General features: G+C 73.8%; 12 protein-coding genes. 7 read left to right on the forward strand and 5 right to left on the reverse strand.

Annotated features, from left to right (window positions below):
• Nucleotides 1-44 precede the first annotated feature (44 nt).
• From ABD385_RS10765 to ABD385_RS10780, 4 genes are all read left to right on the forward strand, one after another.
• Entirely contained in the window at nucleotides 45-3188 is a 3144-nt protein-coding gene (locus tag ABD385_RS10765) for an AfsR/SARP family transcriptional regulator (protein WP_344574888.1), read from the forward strand.
• Between the two features lie 547 nt (nucleotides 3189-3735).
• The gene (locus ABD385_RS10770; RefSeq protein WP_344575027.1) at nucleotides 3736-5094 is read left to right on the forward strand and encodes a serine hydrolase domain-containing protein; all 1359 of its coding nucleotides are present in this window, start codon (nucleotides 3736-3738) and stop codon (nucleotides 5092-5094) included.
• 175 nt (nucleotides 5095-5269) lie between these two features.
• On the forward strand, nucleotides 5270-6409 hold the full coding sequence (locus ABD385_RS10775; RefSeq protein WP_344574889.1) for a pyridoxal-phosphate-dependent aminotransferase family protein: 1140 nt from the start codon (nucleotides 5270-5272) through the stop codon (nucleotides 6407-6409).
• Between the two features lie 508 nt (nucleotides 6410-6917).
• Complete coding sequence (locus ABD385_RS10780) at nucleotides 6918-7637, forward strand: TetR/AcrR family transcriptional regulator (RefSeq protein WP_344575028.1); 720 nt, start codon at nucleotides 6918-6920, stop codon at nucleotides 7635-7637.
• Between the two features lie 14 nt (nucleotides 7638-7651).
• Here ABD385_RS10780 and ABD385_RS10785 read toward each other — a convergent pair whose 3' ends face one another.
• The 3 genes from ABD385_RS10785 to ABD385_RS10795 all read right to left on the reverse strand — a co-directional run bounded on the left by ABD385_RS10785 (nucleotide 7652) and on the right by ABD385_RS10795 (nucleotide 9299).
• Nucleotides 7652-8104 (reverse strand): GNAT family N-acetyltransferase, encoded by a 453-nt coding sequence (locus ABD385_RS10785; protein WP_344574890.1) that lies wholly within the window; start codon nucleotides 8102-8104, stop codon nucleotides 7652-7654.
• 90 nt (nucleotides 8105-8194) lie between these two features.
• A complete protein-coding gene (locus tag ABD385_RS10790; protein ID WP_344574892.1) occupies nucleotides 8195-8677 on the reverse strand; it encodes a MarR family winged helix-turn-helix transcriptional regulator in 483 nt (160 codons plus the stop codon).
• 97 nt (nucleotides 8678-8774) lie between these two features.
• Nucleotides 8775-9299, reverse strand: coding sequence for a DUF2269 domain-containing protein (locus tag ABD385_RS10795; protein WP_344574893.1), 525 nt, complete (start codon nucleotides 9297-9299; stop codon nucleotides 8775-8777).
• 141 nt (nucleotides 9300-9440) lie between these two features.
• On the opposite strand from ABD385_RS10795, the gene ABD385_RS10800 reads away from it, so the two are divergent.
• The 3 genes from ABD385_RS10800 to ABD385_RS10810 all read left to right on the forward strand — a co-directional run bounded on the left by ABD385_RS10800 (nucleotide 9441) and on the right by ABD385_RS10810 (nucleotide 13205).
• On the forward strand, nucleotides 9441-10076 hold the full coding sequence (locus ABD385_RS10800) for an HAD family hydrolase (protein ID WP_344574894.1): 636 nt from the start codon (nucleotides 9441-9443) through the stop codon (nucleotides 10074-10076).
• A gap of 458 nt (nucleotides 10077-10534) precedes the next feature.
• Nucleotides 10535-12280: a globin domain-containing protein gene (locus ABD385_RS10805; RefSeq protein ID WP_344574895.1), complete on the forward strand. Its 1746-nt coding sequence runs from the start codon at nucleotides 10535-10537 to the stop codon at nucleotides 12278-12280.
• 94 nt (nucleotides 12281-12374) lie between these two features.
• On the forward strand, nucleotides 12375-13205 hold the full coding sequence (locus tag ABD385_RS10810; protein WP_344574896.1) for a pyridoxamine 5'-phosphate oxidase family protein: 831 nt from the start codon (nucleotides 12375-12377) through the stop codon (nucleotides 13203-13205).
• 74 nt (nucleotides 13206-13279) lie between these two features.
• Here the strand turns inward: ABD385_RS10810 and ABD385_RS10815 are convergent, their stop codons facing one another.
• Together ABD385_RS10815 and ABD385_RS10820 are read right to left on the reverse strand one after the other, a co-directional pair.
• Nucleotides 13280-13759: an NUDIX domain-containing protein gene (locus ABD385_RS10815; protein WP_233657280.1), complete on the reverse strand. Its 480-nt coding sequence runs from the start codon at nucleotides 13757-13759 to the stop codon at nucleotides 13280-13282.
• A 53-nt stretch (nucleotides 13760-13812) separates the two neighbouring features.
• Nucleotides 13813-14709 (reverse strand): LysR family transcriptional regulator, encoded by an 897-nt coding sequence (locus tag ABD385_RS10820; RefSeq protein ID WP_344574897.1) that lies wholly within the window; start codon nucleotides 14707-14709, stop codon nucleotides 13813-13815.
• Nucleotides 14710-14863: the final 154 nt, after the last annotated feature.

Consider the following 14863-nt stretch of genomic DNA (forward strand, 5'->3'; position numbering starts at 1 on the left):
TTGCCCCGGTGAGGGACGTCGAACGCCCGTGGCAAAATCAGCGGGTGCAGATCGGGATGCTGGGCCCCTTGGAGGTGCGCACGGCGGACGGCGGCTCGGCCGACGTGCCGGGCGCGCGGTTGCGCGGACTGCTGATCGCCCTCGCGCTCAGGCCGGGGCAAGTGGTCCCGAAGGCGTCGCTGATCGACTGGATCTGGGGGGAGCAGCCGCCCGCCGACGCGACGAACGCACTGCAGCGCCTGGTCTCCCGGCTGCGGAAGGTGCTGCCGGGCGGGACGGTCGAGGGGCACACGGACGGCTACCGGTTGGCGGTGCAGCCCGACGCCGTCGACGCCGTGCGGTTCGCACGCCTCGTCACCGAGGGGCAGGTCCGTACCGAGGACGCGGCCCGACGGGCGGGGCTGCTGCGCGAGGCCCTCGGGCTGTGGCGCGGTGCGGCCCTCCAGGACGTCGGTCTGCAGGACAGTGCCGCGTTCGACGCGGCGGTCGTCCGGCTGGAGGGGCTGCGCCTGACCGCCACGGAGGAGCGGGCCGACGCGGACGTCGCCCTCGGGCGCGGTGCGGAGGCGGTCACGGAGCTGACCGACCTGGTGGCCGCGCACCCGGTGCGCGAGCGGCTGGTCGCCGCGCTGATGCGCGCCCTCGCCGCGGACGGTCGCGACAGCGAGGCGCTGCTGGTGTACCAGCGCGCACGGGAAGCCCTCGCCGACACGCTGGGCGCCGACCCCTCGCCGGAGCTGTCCGCCGTGCACGTCGCGCTGCTGCGGGGGGAGTTGGGGCGGCGCGAGGAGAGCCGCAGGACCAACCTGCGCGCCGAACTCACCAGCTTCGTCGGCCGGGACGCCGAGGTCGCCGCGGTCCGCGGGCTCCTCGCCGAGCACCGGCTCACCACCGTCATCGGACCGGGTGGCGCGGGGAAGACCAGGCTGGCCACGGAGACCGCGCGCACCCTGCTCGGTGCGCTGCCGGACGGGGCATGGCTGGTGGAGCTCGCCGCCATCGGCGTGGACGGCGACGTGCCGCAGGCGGCGCTCGCCGGGCTGGGGCTGCGGGACACGCTGCTCGGCGGGGCCCCGAACGCGGAGCTGACGGACCGCCTCATCGCCGCGATCCGCGAGCGGGAGGCGCTGCTGGTCCTGGACAACTGCGAGCACGTCATCGAGTCGGCGGCGGTCTTCGTCCACCGTGTGCTCGGGGAGTGCCGGCGGCTGCGGGTCCTGGCGACGAGCCGGGAACCGCTCGGGATCACCGGGGAGGCGCTGTGGCCGGTCGAGCCGCTGGCGCTGCCGGCGCCCGACGCGGGCCCGGCGGGGACCGCGAACTCCCCCGCCGTGCAGCTGTTGCGGGACCGGGCCGGGGCGGTGCGCCCGGACCTCGCGGTCGACGGCCACGCGCTGGCGACGATGGGGCGCGTCTGCCGGGCGCTGGACGGGCTGCCGTTGGCCATCGAACTGGCCGCTGCCCGGTTGCGGACCCTGTCCGTCGACCAGCTCGCCAACCGGCTCGACGACCGGTTCCGCCTGCTGACCAGCGGCAGCCGGACCGCGCTGCCGCGGCACAAGACGCTGCGCGCGGTGGTCGACTGGAGCTGGGAACTGCTCACCGACGCCGAGCGGACGGTGCTCCGCAGGCTCTCGGTGTTCTCCGGCGGGGCGAGCCTGGAAGCGGCCGAACGGGTCTGCGCCGGCGACGGGGTCGAACCCGAGTCCGTGCTCGAACTGCTCACCGCGCTGACCGAGAAGTCGCTGCTGCTCGCCGAGGGCGACGGCGCGCCGCGCTACCGCATGAGCGGCACGATCAAGGAGTACGCCGGGCACCGGCTCGCGGAGGCGGGGGAGACGGACCGGGTGCGCCACGCCCACCTGGCCCACTTCACCGAGCTGACCGAGACCGCGGAACCGCACCTGCGCCGGGCCGAGCAACTCCACTGGCTGGCCACGCTGGAGGCCGAGCACGACAACATCGGCGCGGCGATGCGCGGCGCGCTCGCGGCGGGGGAGGCGCAGGAAGCGATGCGGCTCGCGGCGGCCGCGGGCTGGTACTGGTGGCTCGCCGGGCACCGGACCGAGGGCCGGGAGCTGATCGCCGCGGCCAGCCGGACGCCGGGCGAGGTCACCGACGAGGTCCGGGCCATGGCGTACGCCTTCATGGTGCAGTTCGTCAGCTCCGGACGGGGTGACGAGCACCGGGCCGCGGAGTGGATCCACAAGGCGTACCGGTCCAGCCGCCGCAGCCGGCGCCGCTCCCCGCTGCTGGGGCTCGTCGCCCCGCTGGAACGGATGCTGCGGGCGCCCGACACGGCCTTGTCCGCGTTCGAACCGCTCCTCGACGACGAAGACCCCTGGGTGCGCGCCATGGCCCGGCTGCAGTCGGGCAAGATGCGGATCGTGCACGGCCTGGGCGGGACGGAAGCCGACGCCCACCTGGAGAAGGCGCTCGCCGAGTTCCGGTCGCTCGGCGAGCGGTTCGGGATCTCGTTCGCACAGTCCGAGCTGGCGGACCGGATGGCCGCGCGCGGCGCGTTCGCCGGCGCGTGCGCGCACTACGAGCAGGCGATCACGGCGGTCACCGAGGTGGGCGCCACCGAGGACGTCATCCGCATGCGGGCGCGGCAGGCGCAGCTGTACTGGCTGCTGGGCGACGAGGACACCAGCGCGGCCACCCTCGCCGAGGCGCAGCGGTGCGCGGAGCGGGTCACCTGGCCGGACGCACTGGCCGAACTGGCGCTGGCGAAGGCGGAACTCGCCCGGTGGGCCGGCAACGCCGAGGAAGCCCACGAGCAACTCGGCGTCATGGCCGCCTTGCTGGGCGACGAGGCCGAGGGCGCGCAGATCCGGGCGTTGACGCACGACCTGCACGGCTACCTCACCGACGACCTCGACGAGGCCCGGACGCACCGCGCGGCGGCCTGCGCGGCGGCGGCCGAGGCGGGGTACGCGCCGCTGATCGCGCAGGTGCTGGTCGGGGTCGCGGACCTGGCACTGCGCCGCGACCGGCCGGAGCAGGCCGTGCGGCTGCTCGCGGCGAGCACGGACGTGCGCGGGCTCCAGGACCACTCCCAGCCGGACGCGGCCCGGATCGAGCGGGCCGTGCGGGACCGCCTCGGCGACGCGCGGTGCACCGAGGTGGCCCGGGAGGGGACGGGGACCGGCTGGTCCCAGCTGGTCGAGGACGCGCTCGTGCCGTGACGGGGCGGGCCGCCCGCGGCGCGCGGCCGGCGGCATCCCGGCGGACGGTTTGACCTTCAGGTTGGTCGAAGTCCGAGAATCGCGGCCATGGACGAGGACGGCGGGCTCTGAGGCATCGGCGCGTTCGCCCGGCGGGTGGGACTGACGCCGAGCGCGCTGCGCTTGTTTCACGTGAAACGGTGGGCGGGCAGGGGTGTTTCACGTGAAACGGCGGGCTGCGGAAGGCGTGTCGTTTCACGTGAAACCGGGCTCGGCTGCTGCTGGACGTCGCACCATGGCTCAGGAAGCGCCCGGCGGTGTTTCACGTGAAACACGGAAGCGCCGGCGGTGGCGGCCGCGGCAGGATGGCGAGCATGGCGGGCAGCCGCTCGCCGCTGCCCTGGGCCGGCCGCGCTGGCTTGCCGGGTGGGACGTCGCGTTGAGGAGCGTCATGACGGTCGTGGAGTCCGTGGAGCCCCAGGGGCCCGAGCCGAGGGAGAACGGGTGGCGCGAGGTGGTCCCGCGCGGCGGGGCCGTCGTGGACTCGGTCGAAGAGCACCGGGAGCTGATGCCGCAGACACGGCGGGCGCTGCTCCGACGGTTGGCCCTCGCGCAGGCCGAGGGGCGGGCGCCGTCGATGATGGGGGCGGTGGTCCGCGGGGGCGAGGTGGTCTGGACGGGGGCCCGGAGCTCGGTGGACGGGGAGGTGCCGCACGGGGACGTGCAGTACCGGATCGGTTCGCTGACCAAGAACTTCGTGGCCGTGCTGGTGCTCCGACTCCGGGACGAGGGGCTGCTGAAGCTCGACGACCCCATCGGGAACCACCTCGCGGACGTCCCCGTGCCCGAGGCGACCCTCGCCCAACTGCTCTCGCACAATGCGGGGTTGGCGGCCGAGCCCCGCGGTCCGTGGTGGGAGCGGACCGCCGGTGAGCTGCGGCCCGAGCCGGCCGACCTGTTCGGCGAGGGGGCACGGCTGCACCCGGCGGGGCGGCGGCACCACTACTCCAACCCCGGTTTCGCGGTCCTCGGGGCGCTGGTCGAACGACTGCGGGGCGGGACGCCGTGGGGCGAGGTGCTGCGCCGCGAGGTGCTGGAGCCGCTGGGCATGACGCGGACGACCCTTCAGCCGGAGATGCCGCACGCGGGCGGTTGGGCGGTCCACCCCTGGGCCGATGTGCTGCTGCCGGAACCCGCGCACGACACCGGGCTGATGGGGCCGGCCGGGCAGCTGTGGTCCACGACGGAGGACCTGTGCCGGTGGGCGGTGTTCCTGCTCCGGGGCGACGAGCGGGTGTTGAGCGGGGCGAGCCTGGCCGAGATGCAGGTTCCCGCGGTGCCGCCGGAGGGCGACGGCTGGGACGCGGGCTACGGCTTCGGGACGCAGCTCGTCCGGCGGAACGGACGCCGACTGGTCGGGCACGTCGGATCGATGCCCGGGTTCCTGGCGGTGCTGTGGGCCGATCCGGCGGAGGACACGGCGGCGCTCGCGCTGGCGAACTGCACCTCCGGCGTGCCGATCGCCGCGGTGGCGGCCGACTTCCTGGACGTCGTGGCCCACCACGAGCCGCGGATCCCGGAACCGTGGCGGCCCCTGCCCGGCGCGGTGGACGAGGAGCTGCTGGCCCTGACCGGGCCCTGGTACTGGGGCGCCAGCCCGTTCGCGCTGCGGCTGACCGGCGGGCGGGCCCTGGAGCTGGTCACGCTGTCCGGCAACGGCCGCACCTCGCGCTTCCGGGCCGAGACCGATGGGACCTGGACCGGGCTGGACGGCTACTACGCGGGCGAGACGCTGCGGGTGGAGCGGGCACCGGACGGGACGGTCAGCCACCTCGACCTGGGGACCTTCGTCTTCACCCGGGGCCCCTACGCGCCCGCCGGCCCGGTGCCGGGCGGGGTGGACCCGGACGGCTGGCGGGGAGTCTGACCGGGGCGTGCGCACCGACCGCGGGTGCCGGCGGGCGCGGCCCCGCGGCGGGTGGCCCGAGGCCCGGCGTCGGGCGCTCGGGCCCGTCCGGCGGGGGCGAAACGGGCGGACGTACAGTCGAGCCAGACGTCAGGAGCCGCCGCAGCGCGCGGCTCGCTACCGCTGGAAGGCCACTGTGACTGCCGTGACTGCGAACGCCGACACCCCGGTTCTGCTCGATCTGCCTCCGCTCGACGCCGCCCGTTTCGCGCGGATCGAGGACAAGGTCGCGGCGCTGATGCGCACCCGCTGCGATGTCGTCACGACGCAGGGCGAGGCGCTGCTGCCCCTGGAGGCGTGCATCCGCTCGGCGGTACGGCCCGGCAGCACCGCCCTCAACGTCATCACCGGCCCCTACGGCGAGACGTTCGGTGGCTGGCTGCGTTCCTGCGGAGCCGAGGTGGTCACCCTCAGCGCGCCGTTCACCGGCGCGGTCACCCCCGAGCAGGTGGCGGACGCGCTGCGGGAGCACCCCGAGATCGACTTCGTGAGCCTGGTGCACGCCGAGGCGGCGACCGGCAACACCAACCCCGTCGCCGAGATCGGTGCGGTGGTCCGCGAGCACGGTGCGCTGCTGATGCTCGACGCGGTCGCCTCCGTGGGTGCCGAACCGCTGCTCACCGACGAGTGGGGAGTGGACCTGTGCGTCATCGGCGGGCAGAAGGCGCTGGCCGGTCCGGCCGGGGTCTCCGTGGTGTCGGTCAGCGCCCGCGCCTGGGAGCGCATCGCGGCCAACGAGCAGGCCCCGCGCCGCTCGTACCTCTCGCTGCTGGACTGGAAGGAGCGCTGGGTCGACGCCGGGCGCACCGCCCTGCCGCACGCCCCGGCACAGCTGGAGATGCTGGCGTTGGAACAGGCCGTGGACCGGATCGAGGCGGAGGGGCTGGAGACGGTCATCGTCCGTCACCGGGCCGCCGCCGCGGCGGTGCGGGCGGGTGTCGCGGTGCTCGGCGGCCCGGTGCCGTACGTGATCCGGGACGAGCACGCGGCGCCGGCGGCCACCACGCTCCGCACGCCGGTCGGGGTGGACGCCCGTGAGGTGGTGTCCGCCGCGCTCGCCGCTGACGGTGCGGTGCCGCTGCAGGCCGCTGCCGGGGCCCTGGCAGCGGAGATGATCCGGGTGAACCACTACGGACGGGCCGCGGACCGAGCGGTGGTGCTGGCCTCGCTGGCGGCGCTGGCGGCCGGCATGCGGGCGCTGGGCGTGGCCGTCGACGAGGACGCCGCGGCCGCCGCGGCCGGTGCGGCCTGGGACGGGGTCGTCGCCGCGGCCTGAGCCGTGCCGTTGCGCTGACCCGCCGACGGAGGCGGGTCCGACCGTAGGACGCGCCCTCGACAGCAGGGCCAGGGTGCGGTCCGTTTCACGTGAAACGGACCGCACCCTTTTTGCTGCCCAGTTCCGTGCCCCGGCGCTTCCGAGCCCCTGCCGGGACGGGGCCCCGGGTTCACTCGGCCGTCTTCCTCGCCCCCGTCGCGTCCTCCGCCGCTTCCTCCCCACCACGGTGCGCCGTCCTCCGCCGTTGCCCCGTTCCGGCTCCCGTTCCCAGCCCCCTCTCCTCGGCTCTCCGCGGCTCTCCGCGGCTCTCCTCGGCTCTCCGCGTGGCCCGCCGGCCTCGCGCGCCGATCCGCACGCATGTTTTAAAGCCCTCGTAGAATCGGAACGATCGACCCGGTTCTTTCCCGGGGGTGGAACGCGGAGGAGCACGGTGGTCTCAGCAGGGGCGCGAAGGGCGGACGGCGGAGCGGTGACCGCCCGCGCGGATGCCCGACGGAATCGTGCGCTGGTGCTCCAGGCGGCCCGATCCGCCTTCGAGGAAAGGGGGTTGGGGGTCCCGCTCGACGAGATCGCCCGGCGCGCCGGGGTCGGTGCCGGCACCGTGTACCGCCATTTCCCCTCCAAGGACGTGCTGTTCCGCGCGGCCGTCAGGGAGCGGTTGCAGCTGTTCGCCGATGCCGCGGAGGAGTTGGCCGAGGCGGACGACCCGGGAGGGGTGTTCTTCCGCTTCCTGGCGTCGGTGGTGCGGCTGGCCGCCCCCAACAGGGCGCTCTGCGAGGTGCTGGAGGCGGCCGGGGAGGCCGGCGCGGAGTCGCCGGCGGGGCCGGAGCTGGAGTTCCTGGTGGCGCTCGGCGTCCTGCTGGACCGGGCCCAACGGGCGGGTGCCGTAAGGGCGGACGTCGATCTGGCGGACGTCCGCACGCTGCTGGGCGGGTGCCTGGCGATGGAGCGCCGACGCTCGATCGGGCGGGAGCCGGCGGCACCGGATGCGGGCGGCGGCGCGGTCCCGGCGGGCCGGATGACGGCGCTGCTGCTCGACGGTCTCCGCGCTGCCCGGGCCGTAACGGAACTTCCGGTGGCGGCCCCGGAACGTAACGGAACCGGCTGTGCGGTGTGCGGTGCGGCGCTCGTCACCGCGCGCACCGGGCGGCCCGCGCGGTACTGCGGCGGGGCCTGTCGGCAGAAGGCCCACCGGGCGCGCCGTGCCGCTCCCCCGGGCCGCCGCTGACCGTCTCCGGCGGGTCAGAGCTGCCGCTTGAAGCCCAGGTGGGACGCATCGAAACCGAGGCGCTCGTAGAAACGGTGCGCGTCGACGCGGGTGGCGTCGGAGGTGAGCTGGACGAGCTGGCAGCCGAGCCGCTCGGATTCCGCGACCGCCCATTCGATGAGTTCGGTGCCCAGGCCGGCCCCGCGTTCGTCGGCGTGCACCCGCACCGCCTCGATGATCGTGCGGGTGGCGCCGCGTCGGGACAGGCCGGGGACCACGGTGAGCTGGAGGGTGCCGACCACTCGGCTACCGCGGTCGGCGACGACCAGGTGCTGGTTCGGGTCGGAGTCCAGGGCGGCGAACGCGGTGCGATACGGCGTCAGGTCGTCCGGGGACTCGCGGGTGGCGCCCAGCGCGTCGTCGGCGAGCATCGCGACGATGGCGGGCAGGTCGGCCTCGGTGGCACGGCGTATCTCAAGATCGCTCATGGGCGTGACCTTATGCGGCGGATCCGGGGCGGCCCAGGGGTGCGGGCGGTCCGTGTCGCCGCTCTGGGCGGAATGCGGTGGTCCGGTGCGTTACGCGGAGGTGCCCAGCGCCTCGACCGCGGTCACCAGCGGGGCGAGCTCCGGCCGTTGGGCGGCGTCCCCGAGGGCCTCGCGCAGCGCGGTGTCATGGGTGGGCCGGGCCTCTTCGAGGAGGCGCAGGCCGTCGGGCGTGACGTTGGTGTAGATGCCGCGTCGGTCGTCCGCGCAGAGGTAGCGCGCGAGCAGTCCGCGCTCTTCGAGTCGGGTGACCAGCCGGGTGGTGGCGCTCTGGCTGAGCACGACCGAGTCGGCTACCTGGTGCATCCGGAGGTGCCCGCCCGGCCCGTCGTGCTGCTGGCTGAGCACGTTGAGGACCGAGAACTCCCGCACGCTGAGGTCGTGCCCGGCCTGGAGGGCGCGCTCGATGTGCGACTCGATGCGGCCGTGCAAGGAGGAGAGCGCGCACCAGCCCTGCGCGAGGCCCCCGGCGGCCGCTTCCTGCGTCGTGGCCGTCTCCCGCGTCCGCTGCGTCATCGCAGACCTCCCCATCCGTCGTACGCCCAGGGTAGGGCACATGTGAAATATCCGGCGCACGCCAATAAAAGGCGTCAGCAATAATTGTTAACGCCGGTTAATGGGGTGTGCGATGAGGCGGCGGGGCCGGCCGTCCCCCGTGTGGTCGGCCGCCGCGTCGGGTGCGCCCCCAGGGCTTGAGCACGGAGAGCGCGGTGAGGAAGAGGTAGAGGGCCGAGGCGACCGCCGGCGCGACGAGGAGGCCGGGATCGGGTGCCGGCTGGTCGGCGGCGGCCGCCGAGGCGAGCCGGTCGATGCCGGGGCGGAGCGCGAGCACCGTCATGCCGACGGCCGGCAGCGTCAGCCAGAACTTGGTCAGGACCCAACGGTGCCGGGCCAGTCCCCACGGGGTGCCCAGGGCCAGCACCACACCGCTCGCCAGGGAGAGCACGGCCACCGGGAGCACCAGGTAGTCGGTGAGGATCCGCATCGCCCCGTAGGCGCCCGCGGCGGTCTGCGGGGCGTCGGCCGTGAAGCCGGTGACCCCGAGGGCGAGGAGCCCGGTGGTGAGCCCCAGCCAGCCGACGGACACGGCGACATGGGCGACGAGGAGGGCCCGACGGGCGGGCCGGCTGAGCTGCATGCCCCCACGGTGGCGGGCGGCGCCCGGCGGGACATCTGACGGCGGGAGTATCCGCGCCTACGCGGCGGCGCGTACGGCCCGGCCGGCGTGCGGCCTCCGCCCGCCAGCGCAGGGCTCCGGGGCAGGCCCTAGGCTCCGCCCATGAGCAAGCTGCATCTGTTCGACATGGACGGCACCCTGCTCCACGGGTCCGCGGCCGCCGTCGAGATCTCCCGGCAGCTCGGGCTGGAACGGGAGATCGCCGTGTTGGAGCGGGCGTTCGCGGCCGGCGAGCTGACCCCGGCGGGCTTCGCGCAGCGGGCCTGCGCGCTGTGGGCGGCGGACTTGAGCGAGGTTCAGGTGGCGGCGGCCTTCGAGGGCGCGCCGTGGCTGGCCGGCATCCGGGAGGTGTGGGCCGACATCCGGGCCCGCGGCGAGCGGTGCGCCGTGATTTCCCTCTCGCCGGGCTTCTTCGTCGAACGGCTCCTGGCGTGGGGCGTCGACACCGCGCACGGCTCCCGGTGGCCCGCGGTGCCGATCCGGGAGCCGCTGGAACCGGCCGGCATCCTCTCGTCGTCAGCGAAGGTACGGATCGCGGACGACCTCTGTGCGCGGTACGGGCTGACCCGGGGCGATTGCGTGGCGTACGGCGACTCGATGTCGGACACCGAACTCTTCGCAGTGGTACCGAAGTCGGTGGCGGTGAATGCGGATCACCATGTCAGCGACCTGGCCACGTACGCGTACACGGGGCGTGATCTGCGCGGGGCATACGAACTGGTGCGTACCGGCGAGTAATTCGTCGGGCCGGGCGTTTTCCGCGGTGGATTCGTCCGCTGTGCACAAGGAAATTGCTGTCTGTGGGGAGGATCACGGATATTGCCGCGGGCGTGCGGAGTGTTCCCAGATCGGGGCTTGTGGTTTCAACTACTGCCGGTATGGTCGAGTCCGGCTTGGCGGGGGTGAGGTTCCCCGTGGGCGCGTGGATGGCCGGGCAAAGCTCGTCAGCCTAGCGGGGAAGCAGCCCGTGTCACCCGGGCTTCCGGCTATTTGTCCGGTGCGGTGGGGCGGGATGGCATGCTGACGGTACGGCATCTGGGCCGCTTGGTACAGGGAAGTGAGATGTGTCTGCTTTAGGGGATGTTGCCGGAATCGCTTGAGTCGATTAAGAATTCCGGTCAGGGCGGGGGAATTCCGGCAGTTCCGGTCAGTGGAACGGCGAAGACAACCGAAAGACGTTCGAGGCGAGGCAGACCATGGACGCTCCGACCACCACGTCGGCCGATAGCGGCTCTTCTGGCGGCAGCAGTGGCGATTGGGGTTGGTTCACTCCGCCGTCGAAAAAATCTTCCGGAGATCAACAGGACCGGCAAAACAGCCGGGACGGGCAGCAATCGCCGCAGGACGACCCCAATGCACCGGACGAACGGGCCGCATCGGAACGGATACCCAGCCGTCCGGTGAATCCGATACGCCCGGTGGGCACCGCCGCCGAGCGGGAGCGCGAACCGGAACCGCAGCGGGTGCCGCGCCAGGCCCCGCAGCCCCGATGGGAGACGTCCCGTCAGCCCGCCGGCCCCGCGCCCGCCGAGCGGCCCGCGCCGCCCGCCCCGCGCCAGGAGGCCGAGCCGGAGCCGGTCCACGAGCCCGCCACGCAGTCCCCGTTCGACGCGTTCGGCCTCGTCGCCCCGCCGCCCGAAGCGGCCCCTTCGGCCACCGCCGGGCCCCCCGCAGGCGTCACCACCCCCGCGGCCCCGCCCGCCCCCTCGGCCCCGGCCGCACCCCCGGCCGCGCAGGCACCGGCCACCGCGGCACCCTCCCTCGCCACGCTGGCGGCCACCGGCCCGTCCGACGCGGGGGCCTCACCCGACGCGATCCTCATCCGTCGCACCATGGCCGAGATCGAGCCGGTGGCCGACAAGGTCACCTCGTACTTCTACGCGCTGCTGTTCGTCCAGCACCCGGACCTGCGGGCACTGTTCCCCGCCTCCATGGACGCCCAGCGCGACCGACTCTTCAAGGCGCTGCTCACCGCGGCCCAGCACGTCGACAACGGCAAGGTGCTCACCGAGTACCTCTCCCAACTCGGCCGCGGACACCGCAAGTACGGCACCCAGGCCGACCACTACCCGGCCGTCGGCGAGTGCCTGTTGAGCGCGCTGTCCCGTTACGCCACGTCCAGTTGGAGCCCGGAGGCCGAGGGCGCCTGGGTGCGCGCGTACACCGCGATCTCGCAGATCATGATCGACGCGGCCGCCGAGGACGAGGCGGTCGCCCCCGCCTGGTGGCAGGCCGAGGTCGTCTCCCACGAGCTGCGCACCCCCGACACCGCGGTACTGACGGTCCGCCCGGACCAGCCGTACCCGTTCCGCGCCGGCCAGTACACCAGCCTGGAGACCCCGTGGTGGCCGCGGGTCTGGCGGCACTACTCCTTCGCCTCGGCGCCGCGTTCGGACGGCCTGCTGGCCTTCCACGTGAAGGCGGTGCCGGCCGGCTGGGTCTCCAACGCGCTGGTGCACCGCGCCCGTCCCGGGGACGTCCTGCGGCTGGGCGCGCCGGGCGGCTCGATGACCGTCGACCACTCCACCGCCGGCGGCCTGCTCTGCGTCGGCGGCGGCACCGGCATCGCGCCCATCAAGGCGCTGATCGAGGACGTCGCGGACCACGGCGTCCGGCGCCCGGTGGACGTCTTCTACGGCGCCCGCAGCGACCACGACCTGTACGACATCGACACCATGCTGCGGCTGGAGCAGACCCACCCCTGGCTCTCCGTCCGCCCGGTCGTCGCCATCGGTCCGGGCACCCGGGGCGGCCCCGGCACCCTGACCGGCCAACTCCCGGACGCGGTCCGGCAGTACGGCCCGTACCACGCGTACGACGCATATCTTTCCGGACCGCCGGGGCTGATCCGCAGCGGTGTGGAGGCATTGATGGGGGTCGGTGTCCCGGCCGAGCGGATCCGGCACGACTCCATCGAAGAGCTGGTATCGACAGGAGACTGAAGTCTTGGCAGCAGACGGTGAATACGGTCGGCCGACGGAGGGGAGGGGGCTGCGCCAACCGGCGGAGCGCCCCGGGAGCGACGGTGAGCACCTGGTGCAGCAGAGACTCGGGACGTCCGGGCGCGCCGACCGCTTCTACGCGGACCAGGTCCTGGACCACCTCAACGTGCGGATGCAGGAGTTCGTGGCCCGACAGGAGATGTTCTTCCTGGCCACGGCGGACCGGCACGGCGAGTGCGATTCGACGTTCCGGGCCGGCCCGAGCGGTTTCGTGCAGGTGCTGGGCGACCGGCTGCTGGCGTACCCGGAGTACCGCGGCAACGGCGTCATGGCGTCCGTCGGCAACCTCTCCGAGAACCCGCGGCTGGGCATCCTCATGATCGACTTCACCCGGGATCGGATAGGACTGCACCTCAACGGCCGCGCGCGGGTGGTGCTGGACGAGGAGATGCGGGCGCACTTCCCGGACCTCCCGGTGGACCCGATCCCCGGCCGCCGGGCGCAGCTGTGGGTGATGGTCGAGGTGGAGGAGGCGTACATCCACTGCGCCAAGCACATCCCGCACCTGCAGAAGGTCCCGGTGAACGAGCGCGGTGCCCGGGCCTGGGGCACCGACGACTTCAAGCGCAAGGGCGGCGACTTCTTCGGGGCCGCCGCCGAGGCGGACGGGCGCCGTCCGTTCCGACGTCCGCAGCACGTCAACGAGCACCTGCGCGGCGGACTGCACGAGGACCTCCCGGCGCCCGGCCACGGGGCCCAACCGGGCTCCGTGCCCGGTCCGCGGTCGTCGCGGCACGACCTCGCAGCGGAGCTGAACGGGGAGTTCCTCGACCGGGTCGAGCGAGTGCTGGCCCGTGCCCAGCCGCGTCGCCCCGCGGAGGACGGGCCGGAGTTCCGCGGCTGGTTCGACCGGCGCGACGGCTGACCGGCGCGACGGCCGACCGGCGGGCGGCACCGTCGGCGGCGGGCACCACCGCGCCGCCGCCGGCCCGACCCGCCCTAGCCCAGGTCGGGGGCGTGCATCGCCCGCACGCCCTCGATGTTGCCGTCCAGGTAGTGCCGCAGGGACAGCGGTACGACGTCGACCGAGGCGATCCCCACCCGGGTGAAGGGCACCCGCACGATCTCGTACTCCCCGCACGGCTCCTCGACCTCGGGGCCGTGCCGGCGGGACGGGTCCATCGAGTCCAGCCGGCAGACGAAGAAGTGCTGGACCTTCACGCCGTCCACACCGCCGTCGGTGAGGTGCTCGACGGTGTCCACGAAGACCGGCACCACATCGGTGACCTTGGCGCCGAGTTCCTCGTCCAGCTCGCGGTGGAGCGCCTCGATGACCGTGGCGTCCTCCGGCTCGACGCCGCCGCCCGGAGTGATCCAGTACGGGGCCCGTCCCGGCTTGGTGCGCTTGATCAGTACGAGGTCCGCTCCGTCGAGCAGGATCGCGCGGGCGGTGCGTTTGACGACTGGCCGTACGGTCATAGGGGACAGATGCCGCAGTCACGGCCCGGTGAAACCCCGTCCCGCCGCTCGCGTCACCAGCCCGCGGCGGTGCGCAGCAGCCACTCGTGGGCCCGGGCGATGTGCGGCAGCCCGAGCGTGCCGGTCCGTACGGCCAGGAAGTAGGTGCGCAGCGGGGGCACCGGCGGGTCGAGGAGGGCGACCACCGCGCCGCTCTCCAGCGCCTCGGTGCACAGGTACCGCGGCAGCACGGCCATCCCGGCGCCCGCCGTGACGCAGGACAGCACTGCCCGCAGGTCGCCGGCGACCACCGCGGCGGCGGCGGTCGGCTTGGCGTCGAAGACGGCGGCCCAGTAGCGGGCGATCAGCGGCAGGCTCTCGTGGACCTCGACGAGCGGGACCGGGTCCAGCAAGCGGACGCCGCGGTCCTGGAGGGCGCCGGGGCCGCCCAGTCGGGTCGCCCAGTGCGGCGCGGCGACCAGTACGTGTTCCTCGTCGCACAGGGGGGTGGCGGTGAGCAGTCCGCCGCGCGGTCGGGTGGTGGTGACGGTCATGTCGTGGTGTCCGGCGGCGAGGCCGTTGAACAGTTCGTCGGCGGCGCCGAAGGCGGTGCGTATGGACAGGCCCTGGGAGACGAGCGGGCTCAGGGCGGGTAACGCGCGTTCGGCGGTGAACTCCGGTGGCCCGCCCAGGTGGAGCGTGCGGGTGGGGGAGTCCTGGTCCAGCCCGGTCTCGGTGATCTCGGTGAGGGCGTCGAGGTGCGGCGCGACCTTGTGGGCGAGCTCGTCGCCGACGGTGGTGGCGGTGACGCCACGGGCGCAGCGGACAAAGAGGGGGCGGCCCAACTGCCGCTCCAGCGTGCGGATCTGGCTGGTCACCGCCGGCTGGGAGAGTCCGAGCAGCGCGGCGGCCCGGGTGAAGGAGCCGGCCCGGTGGACCGTGACGAAGGTACGCAGTAGCGCCAGATCCATCGGGTACCTCCTGCGCCCCTCGGAAGCCTGGTCGCGGGACAACTATAAATTTGTCGATAGGGCTGTGTCGCTAGCGTGATTGGACACTGACGCTCAGTCAACTAGCCTTGTTGAAGCGGTTCGTTTCACGTGAAACACCGGTCCGTGGAAACGT

The organism is Streptomyces lunalinharesii (assembly GCF_039532155.1).
Classification (GTDB): Bacteria; Actinomycetota; Actinomycetes; order Streptomycetales; family Streptomycetaceae; genus Streptomyces; species Streptomyces lunalinharesii.